Annotated in this window: 16 protein-coding genes; 7 read left to right on the top strand and 9 right to left on the bottom strand. The window is 71.2% G+C overall.

Annotated features, from left to right (window positions below):
* Window positions 1–104 precede the first annotated feature (104 nt).
* From OG885_RS07010 to OG885_RS07030, 5 genes are read right to left on the bottom strand one after another with little or no spacing between them, the layout of a single operon-like run.
* Window positions 105–977, bottom strand: coding sequence for a glycosyltransferase family 2 protein (locus tag OG885_RS07010; protein WP_405742617.1), 873 nt, complete (start codon window positions 975–977; stop codon window positions 105–107).
* An 8-nt stretch (window positions 978–985) separates the two neighbouring features.
* On the bottom strand, window positions 986–1,765 hold the full coding sequence (locus tag OG885_RS07015) for a CDP-alcohol phosphatidyltransferase family protein (protein ID WP_405727681.1): 780 nt from the start codon (window positions 1,763–1,765) through the stop codon (window positions 986–988).
* Window positions 1,743–2,804 (bottom strand): iron-containing alcohol dehydrogenase family protein, encoded by a 1,062-nt coding sequence (locus OG885_RS07020; RefSeq protein WP_399953862.1) that lies wholly within the window; start codon window positions 2,802–2,804, stop codon window positions 1,743–1,745. The genes OG885_RS07015 and OG885_RS07020 overlap by 23 nt, the downstream gene beginning before the upstream one ends.
* The gene (locus tag OG885_RS07025; protein ID WP_405727685.1) at window positions 2,792–3,544 is read right to left on the bottom strand and encodes a sugar phosphate nucleotidyltransferase; all 753 of its coding nucleotides are present in this window, start codon (window positions 3,542–3,544) and stop codon (window positions 2,792–2,794) included. The genes OG885_RS07020 and OG885_RS07025 overlap by 13 nt, the downstream gene beginning before the upstream one ends.
* The gene (locus tag OG885_RS07030; protein WP_405727688.1) at window positions 3,541–5,349 is read right to left on the bottom strand and encodes a DUF5941 domain-containing protein; all 1,809 of its coding nucleotides are present in this window, start codon (window positions 5,347–5,349) and stop codon (window positions 3,541–3,543) included. The genes OG885_RS07025 and OG885_RS07030 overlap by 4 nt, the downstream gene beginning before the upstream one ends.
* A gap of 278 nt (window positions 5,350–5,627) precedes the next feature.
* Here OG885_RS07030 and galE point away from each other — a divergent pair, with 278 nt between their 5' ends.
* From galE to idi, 3 genes are all read left to right on the top strand, one after another.
* The gene (gene galE / locus OG885_RS07035) at window positions 5,628–6,593 is read left to right on the top strand and encodes a UDP-glucose 4-epimerase GalE (protein WP_405727691.1); all 966 of its coding nucleotides are present in this window, start codon (window positions 5,628–5,630) and stop codon (window positions 6,591–6,593) included.
* Window positions 6,594–6,728: 135 nt separating this feature from the next.
* The gene (locus OG885_RS07040; RefSeq protein WP_405727694.1) at window positions 6,729–7,670 is read left to right on the top strand and encodes a cation diffusion facilitator family transporter; all 942 of its coding nucleotides are present in this window, start codon (window positions 6,729–6,731) and stop codon (window positions 7,668–7,670) included.
* 190 nt (window positions 7,671–7,860) lie between these two features.
* Window positions 7,861–8,454, top strand: coding sequence for an isopentenyl-diphosphate Delta-isomerase (gene idi / locus OG885_RS07045; RefSeq protein ID WP_405727697.1), 594 nt, complete (start codon window positions 7,861–7,863; stop codon window positions 8,452–8,454).
* A 6-nt stretch (window positions 8,455–8,460) separates the two neighbouring features.
* Here the strand turns inward: idi and OG885_RS07050 are convergent, their stop codons facing one another.
* Window positions 8,461–8,949 carry an ATP-binding protein gene (locus tag OG885_RS07050; protein WP_405742619.1) on the bottom strand — a complete coding sequence of 163 codons (489 nt, stop codon included), beginning with the start codon at window positions 8,947–8,949 and terminating at the stop codon, window positions 8,461–8,463.
* Between the two features lie 174 nt (window positions 8,950–9,123).
* Window positions 9,124–9,777, bottom strand: coding sequence for an HdeD family acid-resistance protein (locus OG885_RS07055; protein WP_405742621.1), 654 nt, complete (start codon window positions 9,775–9,777; stop codon window positions 9,124–9,126).
* Window positions 9,778–9,843: 66 nt separating this feature from the next.
* Between OG885_RS07055 and OG885_RS07060 the strand changes: the two genes are divergently transcribed.
* The gene (locus OG885_RS07060) at window positions 9,844–10,593 is read left to right on the top strand and encodes an enoyl-CoA hydratase/isomerase family protein (RefSeq protein ID WP_405727700.1); all 750 of its coding nucleotides are present in this window, start codon (window positions 9,844–9,846) and stop codon (window positions 10,591–10,593) included.
* On the opposite strand, the gene OG885_RS07065 is transcribed toward OG885_RS07060, so the two are convergent.
* Both OG885_RS07065 and OG885_RS07070 read right to left on the bottom strand, forming a co-directional pair.
* Window positions 10,580–11,215 carry a DJ-1/PfpI family protein gene (locus OG885_RS07065; RefSeq protein ID WP_405727703.1) on the bottom strand — a complete coding sequence of 212 codons (636 nt, stop codon included), beginning with the start codon at window positions 11,213–11,215 and terminating at the stop codon, window positions 10,580–10,582. The two genes, OG885_RS07060 and OG885_RS07065, sit on opposite strands and share 14 nt — an antisense overlap.
* A gap of 16 nt (window positions 11,216–11,231) precedes the next feature.
* Window positions 11,232–12,191: a GlxA family transcriptional regulator gene (locus tag OG885_RS07070; protein WP_405727706.1), complete on the bottom strand. Its 960-nt coding sequence runs from the start codon at window positions 12,189–12,191 to the stop codon at window positions 11,232–11,234.
* Between the two features lie 113 nt (window positions 12,192–12,304).
* On the opposite strand from OG885_RS07070, the gene OG885_RS07075 reads away from it, so the two are divergent.
* The 3 genes from OG885_RS07075 (at window position 12,305) to OG885_RS07085 (ending at window position 15,862) form a co-directional block, all read left to right on the top strand.
* The gene (locus tag OG885_RS07075) at window positions 12,305–13,174 is read left to right on the top strand and encodes an SCO6745 family protein (RefSeq protein WP_405727709.1); all 870 of its coding nucleotides are present in this window, start codon (window positions 12,305–12,307) and stop codon (window positions 13,172–13,174) included.
* A 94-nt stretch (window positions 13,175–13,268) separates the two neighbouring features.
* Window positions 13,269–13,400, top strand: a complete 132-nt coding sequence (locus OG885_RS07080) for an LPFR motif small protein (protein WP_252100555.1) — start codon at window positions 13,269–13,271, stop codon at window positions 13,398–13,400.
* 80 nt (window positions 13,401–13,480) lie between these two features.
* A complete protein-coding gene (locus tag OG885_RS07085; RefSeq protein ID WP_405727712.1) occupies window positions 13,481–15,862 on the top strand; it encodes a Tex family protein in 2,382 nt (793 codons plus the stop codon).
* Window position 15,863 lies beyond the last annotated feature (1 nt).

The raw sequence follows: 15,863 nt of genomic DNA on the forward strand, positions 1-15,863 counted from the left end.
GGTGGAAACTTTCGTCTTCGAGATGCATCGAGATGCGCAGCCTGTGCGGCTTGGGCATGAGCCAGGGCCGGGTGTCGGCCCGGCCGCTCCCTGGTTCGAGCTTGTCAGATCACCGGGGGCCGGCCCAGTCGGGTCAGCCGCCACACGGTACGCCACTTCATGGGCTTGCGTGGGCCGCACGTGGTGGTCCAACCTTCCCGGAATCCACCGAACCATGCCTTCAGCGCGGGCCGGGAGGGGCGGCGCAGCAGGGTGAGCAGCAGCCAGACCCCGAGGTAGACGGGGACCAGGAGCGCGGGCAGGTTGCGGCGGGCGAGCCAGACCCGGTTGCGGGCGACCATGCGGTGGTAGACCGCGTGCCGCGAGGGCGCGGTCGTCGGGTGGTACAGCACCATGTCGGACCGGTAGTCGATCATCCAGCCCGCGTCGAGGGCCCGCCAGGCCAGGTCGGTTTCCTCGTGCGCGTAGAAGAACTCGTCCGGCAGGCCGCCGACTTCGGCGAAGACCTTGGTGCGGACGGCGTTGGCGCCGCCGAGGAAGGTGGTCACGCGCGAGGAGCGCATGGGGTCGGCGGCGCGCAGCCGCGGGACGTGGCGGCGCTGGGTGACGCCGGTGTCCGGGTCGGCGATGCGGAAGCTGACGATGCCGAGCTTCGGGTCCTCGGCGAACGCCGTGCGGCACAGCTCGGCGGTGTCGTGGTTCGCCAGGAGGCCGTCGTCGTCGAGGAAGAGCAATATGTCGACGTCGCGACCGCTGGGGCCGAAGGCCTCGATACCGACGTTGCGACCGCCGGGGATGCCGAGGTTCTCGGGCAGCTCGATGGTGCGCACGCCCGCGGGGACGTCCGGCACGGGCGAGCCGTTGCCCACGACGACCACCTCGACGCGGTCGCCGTCCTGCTTGGCGACCGAGTCCAGCAGGGCCCGCAACTCCTCGGGCCGGTTGCCCATCGTGATGATGACGGCGCCGACCTTCATGGGGGCGCTCACTTGAGCCTGCTGGAGGCGAGGATGGACACCAGGTGCAGCAGCGTCTGGAGCAGCGCGATGCCGGCCAGTACGGCGACACCGAGCCGCGAGGCGAACAGGTCGCCGCGCGCGTTGTCGACGACGGCCAGCACCAGGATCAGCAGGGACGCCTCGATGCCGAGGATGAGGCGGTGGAACTTGAGCAGGGACGCGGCCTTGCGGGCCAGTGCCATGCCGGAGGAGCGCATCTCGGCCGCCGACTCCTGGACCGGCGGCTTGCCGGTCTGGTGCCGGGCGACACCGACGAGGTCGGTCTCCGCCTTGATCAGGATGGCGCCGAGCGCGGCGAGCGTGCCGAGGAACGCCCACAGCCAGTCGATACGGCCGCTGCCGAACAGGTCGGCCGCGCGCAGACCGAAGCCGACGAGGACGGCGGCGTCGGTCAGATAGGCGCCGACCCGGTCGAGGTAGACGCCGTTGAGTGAGTACTGCTTCTTCCAGCGGGCGATCTCACCGTCGACGCAGTCGAGGAGCAGATACATCTGCACGCAGACCACGCCGAGCACGGCCCCCGGGATCCCCGGCACGATCAGTGCCGGGGCCGCGAGGACGCCGAAGACGGTCATCAGGTACGTGAGCTGGTTGGGCGTGACCCTGGTGTTCACCAGGTAGCGGTCCACCCGCAGGGACACCTCGCGCATGTAGAGGCGCCCCATCCAGTGCTCACCGCTGCGCCGGTCCTTCACCCCTGCGGGGTGCACGACCGGACGGAGTTCAGCTACCGATGGTCTTGACATAGTCGACGTAGAGATCCTTGATCTGGTCGGTCTTGAGGTCGAGGTGTTCGAGGATCGTGTACCGGCCGGGCCGGGTCTCCGGAGCGAACTCCACGGCGCGGACGAACTCGTCCACCGAGAAGCCGATCTCCTCCGGCAGGACCGGCAGGCCGTGCCGGCGCAGTACCGAGGCCATGTACGCCGACTCCTCGTGCGCGCCTCGCAGGAACATCGCGAAGGTGGCGCCGAGGCCGCACTGCTCGCCATGGGCGGCGGCGCGCTTGGGGAAGAGCAGGTCGAAGGCGTGGTTGATCTCGTGGCAGGCGCCGGAGGACGGGCGGGAGTCGCCCGAGACCGACATCGCGATACCGCTGAGCACGAGCGCTTCGGCGAGCACCTGGAGGAAGTCGGTGTCCCCTATGCCGCCGGGGTGCCTGAGCACGGCCTCGCCTGCCTGGCGGGCGATCGAGGCGGCGAGGCCGTCGATCTTCTCGCCCTTGACGCGGTTGGCCAGCTCCCAGTCCGCGATCGCGGAGATGTTGGAGACGGCGTCGCCGATCCCGGCCCGCACGAAGCGGGACGGGGCCTCGTGGATGACGTCGAGGTCGATGACGACCGCGATCGGGTTCGGCACTCCGTAGGAGCCGCGGCCCGCGTCGTTGTCGAGGGTCGCGACCGGCGAGCACAGGCCGTCGTGGGCGAGGTTGGTCGGTACGGCGACCAGCGGCAGGCCGACGCGCGCCGCGGCGAACTTGGCGCAGTCGATGATCTTGCCGCCACCGAGGCCCACGACCGCGTCGTAGTGACCGGCCTTTATGGCGCTCGCCAGCTGTACCGCGTCGTCGAGGGTGCCGCCGCCGACCTCGTACCAGCTGGCGCCGGGCAGCGAGGGTTCGAGCCGCTTGCGCAGCTTGGCGCCGGAACCGCCACTGACGGCGACGGCGAGCCTGCCGGAGTGCGAGATGCGCTCGTCGGCGAGGACGCCGACCAGGTCGTCGAGGGCACCCGGGCGGATGTCGACGACGACCGGCGCGGGGATGAGCCGGGTCAGTAGAGGCACGCGATCTCCCGTCCGCGGGCGAGATCGTCGTGGTTGTCGATCTCGACCCACTTGACGTCACCGATCGGCGCGACGTCGATCCGGAAGCCGCGGTTCACGAGCTCCTGGTAGCCGTGCTCGTAGAACTGCTGCGGGTCCGTCTCCCAGACCGTCTTCAGCGCGTCGGCCAGTTCGGGGGCGGCGTCGCCCTCGATGAGCGTGACGCCGATGTACTCGCCGGTGGCCTCGGCGGGGTCCATCAGCTTGGTGATCTTCGTCATGCCCTTCCCGGGGTCGACGACGACCTTCATCTCCTCGTCCGCGAGGGACTTCACGGTGTCGAGGGCGAGGATGATGCGCTTGCCCTCGCCACGGGCGGCGAGCAGCGTCTTCTCGACGGAGACCGGGTGGACGGTGTCGCCGTTGGCGAGGATCACGCCGTCCTTGAGGGCGTCACGGCCGCACCACAGGGAGTACGCGTTGTTCCACTCCTCGGCCTTGTCGTTGTCGATGAGCGTGAGCTTGAGGCCGTACTTGGCCTCAAGGGCCTCCTTGCGCGCGTACACGGCCTCCTTGCGGTAGCCGACGATGATCGCGACCTCGGTCAGCCCGATCTCCGCGAAGTTGGCGAGAGTGAGGTCCAGAACCGTGGGTTCGCCCTCTATGCCCGCGGGGCCCACCGGCACCAGAGCCTTGGGAAGGCTGTCGGTGTAGGGGCGCAGACGCCGTCCGGCGCCGGCCGCCAGCACGAGGCCGATCATGCGGGTTCTCCTTCATCGTGTACGGCGGGCGCCCCGGAGGACACCCAGAAGCGGATGCTCTCGACGAGCACCACGAGGGCGACGGCCACGGCCAGAGCCGTGAGCGCGACCTTGAACTGCGAGGCGGTGAGCACCGCGGCCAGGACGGTGACGAGCAGCGTCCGCCCCTCGTGCCCCCCGATGGCGCGCACCAGCCAGGCCGGGGACGCGCCGGCGTTGCCGCGGATGCGGTACACCGTGTCGTAGTGATGGTAGGCGACCGCCGACACCAGCCCGAAAGCCGCAGGAAGGGCTCCGTTCACGTCCGCCTTGGCCGCCAGCACCAGGACGGTGCCGTACTCGGCGGCCCGGAAGAAGGGCGGGACGAGCCAGTCGAGGGCGCCCTTGAGGGGGCGGGCGACGGCGAGGGCGGAGGTGACGGCGTAGACGGCGGCGCCGATGATCGGCCACGCTCCGCCGAAGTCGGTGAACGCGGCGGAGGCGACGAGGGCGAGGCCACCGAGGAGGGCCACCGCCGGGGCCGTGAAGCCGGGGAGCTTGCGCGCGGGGTTCTTCAGGGCGCCGGCGAGGGCCTGGGCGAGCGGGCCCGAGTCCGCGAGGTCGGCCAGCGCCTCGGCCGCCCGGTCCGTGCGCCGCGCCCTACGCGTCAGCGACCGCAGTACGCGACCGGCCGTGGTGTACGTCGCCGCGAACGCGCAGCCGACGAGGAGCGCGTAGAAGGTGATCCGGGGGGTGGTCAGCGCCGTGAGGACCGCGATCATCGCCCAGCGCTCACCGATCGGGAGCACGATCATGCGCCGTACCCACACCGTCCAGCCGACGCTGTCGAGCTTGTCGGAGAGGGCTGCGGTGGGGCTGGTGTTGGCGGTGGCGTCGTGGTTGGCCTCGTTGAAGGAGAAGTCGACGACGTGCCGGCAGGTCTGCAGGACCATCGCCCCGAGCGCCAGCGCCCACACGTCGTCGCCGCCGCGGGCCGCGCCCAGCGCCAGTCCGGCGTAGTAGGCGTACTCCTTGGCCCGGTCGAAGGTGGCGTCCAGCCAGGCACCGAGCGTGGAGTACTGGAGCGAGTAGCGGGCGAGCTGGCCGTCGGTGCAGTCCAGGACGAAGGAGAAGATCAGCAGCAGACCGGCCGCGACGTACCCGGCCCGGGTGCCCGTCGCCGCGCAGCCCGCCGCGATGAGGGCGGTGACGAGCGAGGCGGTGGTGACCTGGTTCGGGGTCAGCCCCCGGCGGGCGCACCAGCGGGCGATGTAGCGGGAGTACGGGCTGATGCAGTACGTGGTGAAGAAGCCGTCGCGGGACTTCACCGCCGACTTCAGACGTACGGCTTCGTCGTCGACGGCGGCGACGGCCTGCCGTGCCTCGTTGCGGGCCTGCGGGTCGGCCGGGACCACGGCGACGAGGCTGCCGAGCTCGGGGTGGTGCACTCCGGCGTCGTCCGCGTCCAGCGCGGTGACGATCCGGTCGGCGAGGCTGTCCACGACGAGTGCCGTCCCGCCGCCCGCGCTGTTCTCCCGGGCCATCGCGCGGGTCAGGGCCTGGCGGCCGCCCGGCTGGGCCGTGACGGCGCCGGGGATCGCGGCGAGCGGGAAGCGCGGGTCGGTCAGACCGAGGCGCAGGGCGTGCAGATGGCCGACGAAACCGGCGTCGACGACGGCGACTCGCTGGTCACCGGGCACCTGGGCGAGGAGCGTCTCGGTCTCGGCGGCGTCGGAGGCGGTCCGGACGTCGAAGCCGAGGGACCGCAGATCGCCCTCGATCGACGATCCGGGGACCGGCTGACCGGTGAGGATGGCGGTCGACAACCGAACTCACTCCCTGGGTGCCGACGTCTGCACGCCGGCGGGTACACGGTGGGGGCGCCCCTTACCGGTGACGGCCGGGCGGCATGTCGGCAGAGGCTATCGGATGCCGGGAAGCCCGCGTTCACCGCCCGTTCACGGGCCGATCCACGGCGGCTCCCCCGGCCTTTGCCGCGATCATCATGGGTGATCACGGGCCCCGCCCACAAACCGCGTCCCGCAGGATCGGGCATCCGGGACATAGCGTCCGCCGCCATGGCCTCGGCATAGGGTGGGCGACCATGACATGGCTGATCACAGGCGGAGCGGGATACATAGGGGCCCATGTGGCGCGGGCCATGACGGAGGCCGGTGAGCGCGTCGTCGCGCTGGACGACCTGTCGGCCGGGGTTCCCGCGCGGCTGCCGGCGGACGTGCCGCTCGTGCGGGGGTCGTCGCTCGACGCCGGGCTGCTGAAGCGGGTGCTGGCCGAGCACGAGGTGACCGGCGTGCTGCACCTGGCCGCGCGCAAGCAGGTCGCCGAGTCGGTGGCGCAGCCGACGCGCTACTACCAGGAGAACGTCGGCGGTCTGGCGACGCTCCTCGACGCGGTCGCCGAGGCCGGGGTCGGCCGGTTCGTGTTCTCCTCGTCGGCGGCCGTCTACGGCAATCCCGACGCCGGGCTGATCACGGAGGACACCCCGTGCGCCCCGGTGAACCCCTACGGCGAGACGAAGCTCGCCGGGGAGTGGCTGGTCCGGGCGGCGGGACAGGCGCACGGGATCTCCACCGTGTGTCTGCGGTACTTCAACGTGGCGGGGGCCGCGGCGCCCGAGCTGGCGGACACGGGCGTCTTCAACATCGTGCCGATGGTCTTCGACCGGCTCACCCGTGACGAGGCCCCGCGGATCTTCGGTGACGACTACCCGACGCCGGACGGCACCTGCGTCCGCGACTACATCCATGTCGCCGACCTGGCCGAGGCACATCTCGCGGCCGCACGACGGGTCGTCGACCGGGCCGGCGACCTGACCGTCAACATCGGCCGCGGCGAGGGTGTCTCCGTACGGGCGCTGGTCACGGTCATCGGCGAGGTCACCGGCGACCGACGGGAGCCCGTGGTGGAGCCCCGGCGTCCCGGCGACGCCCCGGTCTCGGTCGCCTCGGCCGAGCTGGCCGCCCGCGAGCTCGGCTGGACCGCCCGGCGCGGGGTGCGGGAGATGATCGAGTCGGCGTGGGCCGGCTGGCGGCTGCACCACGGCCAGTGAACTGAGGGAGCCCTGACCTGCGGTTCGTTTACGCAGGTCAGGGCACATGACAACGGTGTTCAGTGCCGCGTTGCCGGATACCCCCCACCCGTAGTTCACTGTGAAGCCGGGCGGAGATCACAGGAGGCGGCTTCCATGGGGGCTGGGCACGATCACGGGCACGCGCACTCGCATGCGCCGGCCGGCGGTACGGCGACCGCGGCGTACCGCGGCAGGCTGCGGGTGGCGTTGTCGATCACGCTCACCGTCATGGTGGTCGAGATCGTCGGCGGCATCCTCGCGGACTCGCTCGCGTTGGTCGCGGACGCGGCGCACATGGCGACGGACGGGCTGGGCCTGGGCATGGCGCTGATGGCGATCCACTTCGCGAGCCTCCCGCCGAGCGGGACGCGCACCTTCGGATACGCCCGCGCCGAGATCCTCGCCGCACTCGCCAACTGTCTGCTGCTGTTCTGTGTCGGCGGCTACGTCCTGTACGAGGCCGTCCAGCGGTTCATCACGCCCGCCGGCACCGAGGGCGGGCTGACCATCGTGTTCGGTGCGATCGGCCTGGTCGCCAACATGATCTCGCTGTCCCTGCTGATGCGGGGCCAGAAGGACAGTCTGAACGTCCGCGGCGCGTTCCTGGAGGTCGCGGCGGACGCCCTCGGCTCACTCGCGGTGATCATCTCGGCGGTGGTGATCCTCACCACCGGCTGGCAGGCCGCCGACCCGATCGCCTCGCTCGTCATCGGCCTGATGATCGTGCCCCGCACCTGGAAGCTGCTGCGCGAGACCCTCGACGTACTCCTGGAGGCGGCCCCGAAGAACGTCGACATGAACGACGTACGGACGCACATCCTGGCCCTGGACGGCGTCGAGGACGTCCATGACCTGCACGCCTGGACCATCACCTCCGGGATGCCGGTGCTGTCCGCGCACGTGGTGGTGCGCTCCGACGTCCTGAACGCGATCGGTCACGAGAAGATGCTCCACGAGCTCCAGGGCTGCCTGGGCGACCACTTCGACGTGGAGCACTGCACCTTCCAGCTGGAGCCGGGCGGACACGCGGAGCACGAGGCCCGACTGTGCCACTGAGGGCCCGGTCCGGGAGTCCGGTGAGTCCGGCAGGGGACGGAATGCAGCGATCCGGTGCACGGTGGCGTCCTCGACCTCACAGCGCGCCCCGGACGGTTCCCCGTCCGCCGCGCCGGGCACGATCAACGGCCGGGAGTGTCGTGTCAGTACGGCACACTTGGGGCGCGTAAGACCGATGCGAAGGATGGGTATGCCGATCACACCTGCCACCGCGACGCACAGTTCGTCGAACGGCACCGCTGACCCGATTCTGCTGGAACTGGTCGACGAGGACGGCGTCACGATCGGCACCGCGGAGAAGCTCGCCGCCCATCAACCACCCGGGCAACTGCACCGCGCCTTCTCCGTGTTCCTCTTCGACGAGCAGGGCCGTCTGCTGCTCCAGCAGCGGGCGCTGGGCAAGTACCACTCCCCCGGTGTGTGGTCCAACACCTGCTGCGGCCACCCCTACCCGGGCGAGGCACCCTTCGCGGCGGCGGCCCGGCGGACGTACGAGGAGCTGGGCGCGTCCCCATCGCTCCTCGCGGAGGCGGGGACCGTGCGCTACAACCACCCGGACCCGGAGTCGGGCCTGGTGGAGCAGGAGTACAACCACCTCTTCGTCGGGATGCTCCAGGCGCCGCTGCGGCCGGACGCGGAGGAGGTCGGCGCGACGGCCTTCGTGACCCCGGCCGAACTCGTCGAGCGACACGCACGCGACACCTTCTCGTCCTGGTTCATGACGGTCCTGGACGCGGCCCGCCCCGCGGTCCGCGAACTGACCGGCCCCAGCGCCGGCTGGTAGCGAGACCTAAAGCACACGCACCGGAGCGAGCGGCAGGGCGGCCCAGATCACCTTGCCGCCGTTCGCCGTGTGCTCAACGTCGCAGACGCCGCCGGCCTCGCGCGTGACCTCCCGCACCAGCAGCAGTCCGCGGCCACCGGTCTGCCCGTGGTCGGCCTCCAGGGCGGTCGGCCGGTAGGGGTGGTTGTCCTCGACGGACACCCGCACCCACTCGGCGCCGACGGCGACCTCCACGGCGAGCATCGGCGACAGCAGGGCCGCGTGCCGCACCGCGTTGGTGACCAGCTCGGAGACGATCAGCAGGAGCCCCTGCACGAGGTCGTCCGAGACCGGCACCCCCTGCCGCAGCAGCAGGTCCCGTACGGCGTGCCGCGCCTGCGGGACCGAGGCGTCCACGGCGGGGGCGGTGAACCGCCAGACGCCCTCGTAAGGCAGCGGGTCCGGGTCCGCGCCGCCTGGTGGACGTGGGCCTGACCCACGCCCGCGGTTCTCCATCGTCCGGTCGCCACCCTCGCGCTCGATTGTCACCACACGTCGAGTGTTGGTAACGCACCGCTCCACTCCGGATGACTGAACAGAAGTCAGCGCATATCGAGCGTTTGTGATCGACGGTGCCGGACGCGGGCTCGTGCAGGACCGTTTCTGTCCGGGTCGTGCCGCGTTCGCGAACTATTCGGGTTGTACGGGTTCGGTGGCGCCCTCGTCCGTATCGCTCCCTCCGCCGCCCTCGGTGGCGAGCCGGTCGGAGACCATGCCGACGATGCGCCGGCCGCCGTAGCCGGTGGCGATCAGACCGAGGCCGTCGAAGAGCAGCGCGAGCGAGAAGAAGCAGCCGATGACGTACTTGCTGCTGCTCGGCCAGGAGGCGAGCACGAGGATGCCGAGGAGCAGACCGAAGGCGCCCTGCACCAGCGTCCAGCCGAACTGCGGCCCCCGCACCACCAGGCTGCCGGCCAGCCGGAACACCCCACCGGTGAGGAAGAGCAGCGCGGCGAACATGGTCAGCGCCGCGGCCGCCGCCTCGGGTCGGCTGATGACGACCACGCCGGCCGCGATGTTCAGGGCGGCGACGACCACGCCGAGCCAGAAGAAGTTGGTGCCGCGCGCCTGGATCGCGTGCAGCAGGCCCACGACGCCGCCGATGAGCAGCAGCCAGCCGAACAGGATCATCGAGGTGAGCGTGGCCACCCCGGTGTAGATCAGGCCCACGAGTCCCGCGAGGACCAGGATCACGCCGAGTGCGGCCAGCCAGCCGAAGTCCCGGCTCAGTTTCGCGGTCTCGTCCGTGCGTTTGCCGGCCCTGCCCTTGCCGTCCCTGGCCATCGGCACCTCCTCGCGCGGGAGCCCCTTCCCGATCGTACGGAAGGCGGGTGCGGTTAGCATCCGGCCATGGAGCCCCAGCTGCAGCACGGCGTGACCGACTCGGTCGCCACCGTCGTCATCCGCCACCCGGCCAAGCGCAACGCCATGACGGCCGCGATGTGGCGGTCGCTGCCGCCGCTGCTCGACACGCTGGCCGCCGATCCGGCCGTACGCGCGCTGGTGCTGACCGGCGAGGGCGGCACGTTCTGTGCCGGGGCCGACATCTCCACGCTGCGCGGGTCGCCGGAGGAGGCGCAGGGGCTGGCGGTCGCCGCCGAGGAGGCGCTCGCGGCTTTCCCGAAGCCGACGTTGGCCGCGATCCGCGGGCACTGCGTGGGCGGTGGCTCACAGCTCGCGGCGGCCTGCGATCTGCGGTTCGCGCAGGAGGGCTCGCTGTTCGGGGTGACACCGGCCAAGCTGGGGATCGTGTATCCGGCGTCCTCCACGCGGCGGTTGGTGGCGCTGGTGGGGCCGTCCGCCGCCAAGTACCTTTTGTTCTCCGGCGAGTTGATCGACGCGGAGCGGGCCCTGCGCACCGGCCTCGTGGACGAGGTGCTGCCGGAGGGCGAACTGGACAAGCGGGTCGCCGAGTTCACCCGGATCCTGGTGTCCCGCTCGCAGTTGACGCAAGCGGCGGCGAAGGAGTTCGCCGGCGGGCTGACGGACCGGGACGCCCACTGGACCGAGCAGGCGCGCGGCAGCGGCGACACCGCGGAGGGCGTCGCCGCGTTCCTGGAGCGCAGGCAGCCGCGCTTCACGTGGACTACGTCAGGATGAAGCGGCTCTTCGTGCGGAACTCTTCCACGAGGTGCGCGGGGGCCTTGTGCGGTGAGCCGGCGTCGTAGGGCGGCTGCGGGTCGTACTCGGTCAACAGCTGTACGGCCTGGGCGTGTTCGTCGCCGGCGAGCCTGCCGAGCAGGGTGAGCCCCATGTCGATGCCGGAGGAGACGCCGGCCGCGGTGACGTACTTGCCGTCGAAGACGACCCGCTCCCCGGTCGGCTCGGCGCCGAACTGCTTCAGGTAGTCCAGGGCCAGCCAGTGGGAGGTCGCCCGGCGGCCCGTCAGCAGTCCGGCGGCGGCCAGCAGCAGGGAGCCGGTGCACACGGACGTCGTCCAGGTGCTGGTGGCGTCGGCGGTGCGCAGCCAGTCGAGCAGCACCGGGTTCTCCATCTGCGGGGTCTGCCCCGGGCCTCCGGGCACGATCACGATGTCCGGGTGCGGCACCTCGGCGAAGGTCCTGTCGGCGGTGAGGGCGAGGTTCCCGGTGTCGGTGCGGTGCGGCCCGGTGCGCTCGGCGACGAAGACGGTCTCCGAGTCCGGCAGCCGGCCGAGGGTCTCGTAGGGGCCGACGGCGTCGAGGGCGGTGAAGCGGTCGAACAGGACGATGGCGATCTGCACGGTTTCTGCGGTCCCTTCAGTGGGCCGGTACCGGGTGGAACCGGCGGCGGTACTCGGCCGGTGACGCGCCGAGTGTTCTGACGAAGGCGCGGCGCATGGCCTCGGGGGTGCCGTAGCCGCTGGCGCGGGAGATCTCCTCGACGCCGTCGGTGGTGTCCTCCAGCAGGCGCCGGGCGTGTTCGAGGCGGACCCGGTCGACGTAGCGGCCGGGGGTCGTGCCGGTCTCGGCCTGGAAGGCGCGGGCGAAGTGGCGCGGGGAGAGCCGGGCGCGAGCGGCGAGGGACTCGACGCTGAGGTCGGCGCCCGGGTGCTCGCTGATCCACCGCTGGACCTCGCGCAGGGGCTCGCGCCGCGCCGTCTGCACGGCCAGCTGGGCGCTGAACTGGGCCTGGTTGCCGGGCCTGCGGAGGAAGACGACCAGATAGCGAGCGATCGTCAGCGCCACGTCCCGGTCCAGGTCCTCCTCGACCAGTGCGAGGGCGAGGTCGATGCCCGAGGTGACGCCGGCGGAGGTGGCGACGCTGCCGTCCCGGATGTAGATCGGGTCGGGTTCGACGTCGACGGCCGGGTGATCGCGGGCGAGCGTGTCGCTGTACGCCCAGTGGGTGGTGACACGGTGGCCGTCGAGGAGACCCGCCTCGGCGAGCAGGATCGCTCCCGTGCACACCGAGACCAGCCGCTCGGCACGCGGCCCGTTCACGCGCAGCCACTCGGTCAGGCGCGGGTCGGGACGTCGGGTCCCCTGTCCGCCCGGGACGAGCAGGGTGTGCGGGACGGGAGCGTCGGACAGGGCCAGATCCGGTACGAGGGTCAGACCGCTGGAGGTGCGCACGGGGGCGCCGTCCAGGGACGCGGTACGGATGCGGTAGGTGCCCGGCGTGTGGTGCTCGGCCCCGGCGAACACCTCCAGGGGGCCGGTGACATCGAGGCTCTGCACCTCGTCGAAGAGGACGACGAGGACGGTTCGCTGCGTCATGTCGTCGATTCTTCGCGGGCCGCGCAGTGGCCGCAACGACGAGTACCCCACCTTTCCTGCCATGGTCCGTCAGCCCATAGGCGACGTACCAAGCGGTTGGTAACCTGCCCGGCATGACTTCTGCCGCCCTTGAGCCGCGGTCCGGCCGCCGCTGTCACAACGTGCTCAACTCCCTGCACGCCACCTCCTACTTCGCCCCCGAGCTGGGCACCGAACTGGCCGGGATCGGGATCACACACCCCCGGGCCGTCAACTTCGCGGTGCGGGCCGCCGCGATGGGGCGGGTGGGCGCCGGAACGGTCACGGCGGCCTTCTACAACTACCGGCACGAGCTGGTGGCCCGGCATGTCCCCGCGGTGTGGGAGACCGCTTCTCCGGAGGCCGTCCTCGCGGCACGCGCGCGTGCCGTGGACGCGTCCCTGAGGCGGCTGCTGGGCGAGGACGCGGTCACCTCCCCGGAGATCGCGGAGGCCGCGGAGCTCGCACTGCGGGCCGCCGAGGCCTGTTCACGCAGCGCGCGTCCGCTGTACGCGGCGCACGCGGACCTGCCGGTGCCCGAGGAGCCGCACCTGGCGTACTTCCACGCCACGACCCTGCTGCGCGAGCACCGGGGCGACGGGCATCTCGCCGCGCTGCTGGCCGCGGGCCTCGACGGTCTGGAGGCCCTGGTGACGCACACCGCGACCGGGCGGGGCATGACCCCGAAGTGGATCTTCACCACGCGCGGCTGGACCCAGGACGACTGGGACGCGGCGACCCGCCGCCTCCGGGACCGCGAGCTGCTGGACCAGGCCGGAGAACTCACCGAGCGGGGTGCGGCGCTGCGCACGGAGATCGAGGACATGACGGACCGCCTGGACCGGGCGCCGTACGAACACCTGGGCGCGCGGGGCGTGGCCCGTCTGACGGAGCTCGGCACAGGGTTCGCGCGGGCGGCCATGGCGGCGGGAGCGTATCCGGCGGACCTGATCGGGAAGGGCTGAGGCCGGACACGGACGGTGGGGTGCATGGCGTGGCACGGGTGAGGTACTCGGGGCCCGTCCGGTCGTCGTGGCCGGACGAGGAAAGGAGATGCTCGTGTTCCGTGCCATCGCTGATGTCCTGCGCCAGATCGGCGGCGCCATCGCCACCGTCGTGACGCTGCCTTTCCGGGCCCTGGCCCGGCTCTTCGGCGGAGCCTCGGGTTCCACCCGGAGCCGCCGCGCCTGATGGCCGCGCCCTGATCCCCCGATGTCCGTGCCACCTGCCACAATTGCCGCGCAACCTCTGTGAGAAGGCGGTACGGGATCGTGACGACACGCACCCCCATCGGCGTTGGGTCCATCGAAGGAAGGATCGCCGAGGAGCTCGGCGTAAGGGAGCGGCAGGTCAAGGCCGCCGTGGAGCTGCTCGACGGCGGTTCGACGGTGCCCTTCATCGCCCGCTACCGCAAGGAAGCGACCGAGATGCTCGACGACGCGCAGCTGCGCACGCTCGAGGAGCGGCTGCGCTATCTGCGGGAGCTGGAGGAGCGGCGGACCGCGATCCTCGAGTCGGTGCGCGAGCAGGGCAAGCTCACCGAGGAGTTGGAGGCGCAGATCCGCGGCGCCGAGACCAAGGCGCGCCTTGAGGACATCTACCTGCCGTACAAGCCGAAGCGGCGCACCAAGGCGCAGATCGCGCGCGAGGCCGGGCTCGAGCCCCTCGCGGAGGGGTTGCTCGGCGACCCGACGGTGGACCCGCTCGCCGCTGCCGCCGCGTTCGTCGACGCCGACAAGGGCGTAGCCGATCCACAGGCCGCGCTGGACGGCGCCCGGGCGATCCTCACGGAGCGGTTCTCCGAGGACGCCGACCTGATCGGTGAACTGCGCGAGCGCATGTGGGTGCGCGGTCGGCTGGCCGCGAAGGTGAAGGACGGCAAGGAGGAGGCGGGCGCCAAGTTCGCCGACTACTTCGACTTCTCCGAGCCGTTCAAGAACCTCCCCTCGCACCGCATCCTGGCGATGCTGCGCGGCGAGAAGGAGGACGTCCTCGACCTCGTCCTGGAGCCCGAGGAGGCGACGGAGGGCCCTTCGTCGTACGAGGGGATCGTCGCCCACAGGTTCGGCATCACCGACCGTGGCCGCCCCGGCGACAAGTGGCTCAAGGACACCGTCCGTTGGGCCTGGCGCACCCGCATCCTCGTACACCTCGGCATCGACCTGCGGCTGCGGCTGCGCACGGCCGCCGAGGACGAGGCGGTCGACGTGTTCGCCAAGAACCTCCGCGACCTGCTGCTCGCCGCCCCGGCCGGCACGCGTTCGACGCTGGGCCTCGACCCCGGCTTCCGTACGGGTGTGAAGGTCGCCGTCGTCGACGCCACCGGCAAGGTCGTCGCCACGGACGTCATCTATCCGCACGTCCCGGCCAACAAGTGGGACGAGGCGCTCGCCAAGCTGGCCGTGCTCGCCGCCCGGCACTCGGTCGAGCTGATCGCGATCGGCAACGGCACGGCGTCCCGCGAGACCGACAAGCTCGCCGGTGAACTCATCACCAAGCACCCGGAGTTGAAGCTCACCAAGGTGATGGTGTCCGAGGCGGGCGCGTCGGTGTACTCGGCCTCCGCGTTCGCCTCGCAGGAGCTGCCCGACATGGACGTGTCGCTGCGCGGCGCGGTCTCGATCGCGCGCCGTCTCCAGGACCCGCTCGCCGAGCTGGTGAAGATCGACCCGAAGTCGATCGGTGTCGGCCAGTACCAGCACGACCTGTCCGAGGTGAAGCTGTCGCGTTCGCTGGACGCGGTGGTCGAGGACTGTGTGAACGGCGTCGGCGTGGACGTGAACACCGCGTCCGCCCCGCTCCTCGCGCGCGTCTCCGGCATCACCTCCGGGCTCGCCGAGAACATCGTGTCGCACCGCGACTCCAACGGGCCGTTCACCTCCCGTACGGAGCTGAAGAAGGTGGCCCGGCTCGGCCCCAAGGCCTACGAGCAGTGTGCGGGCTTCCTCCGCATCCGCGACGGTGTCGACCCGCTGGACGCGTCCAGCGTGCACCCCGAGGCCTACCCGGTCGTCCGGCGCATGGTGAAGACCTCCGGGCAGGAGGTCGCGTCCCTCATCGGCAACACGGGTGTGCTGCGCTCGCTGCGGCCGCAGGAGTTCGTGGACGAGACGTTCGGTCTGCCCACGGTCACGGACATCCTCAAGGAGCTGGAGAAGCCCGGGCGCGACCCGCGGCCCGCGTTCAAGACGGCCACCTTCAAGGAGGGCGTCGAGAAGATCTCCGACCTCGCTCCCGGGATGGTGCTGGAGGGCGTGGTGACGAACGTGGCGGCCTTCGGGGCGTTCATCGACGTCGGTGTCCACCAGGACGGGCTGGCGCATGTGTCCGCGCTGTCGAAGACGTTCGTGAAGGACCCGCGCGATGTGGTCAAGCCCGGTGACATCGTCAAGGTGAAGGTGCTGGACGTCGACATTCCGCGGAAGCGGATCTCGTTGACGCTGCGACTCGATGACGAGAAGGCTCCGCAGGGTCAGCAGGGTCAGCAGGGTGGCGGGGGTGAGCGTCGGCAGCGGGGTGGGCGGCCGCCTCAGCAGCGGCAGCAGGGTCGTGGTGGCGGTGGGTCGCGGCAGGCTGCGCCTCCGGCCAACAGTGCGATGGCCGATGCTCTGCGCAAGGCCGGGTTGTTGAATCCGAAGAACAAGGGGCGGTAGC

The sequence above is a fragment of the Streptomyces sp. NBC_00028 genome (assembly GCF_045041065.1).
In the GTDB taxonomy this organism is placed as follows: Bacteria; Actinomycetota; Actinomycetes; order Streptomycetales; family Streptomycetaceae; genus Streptomyces.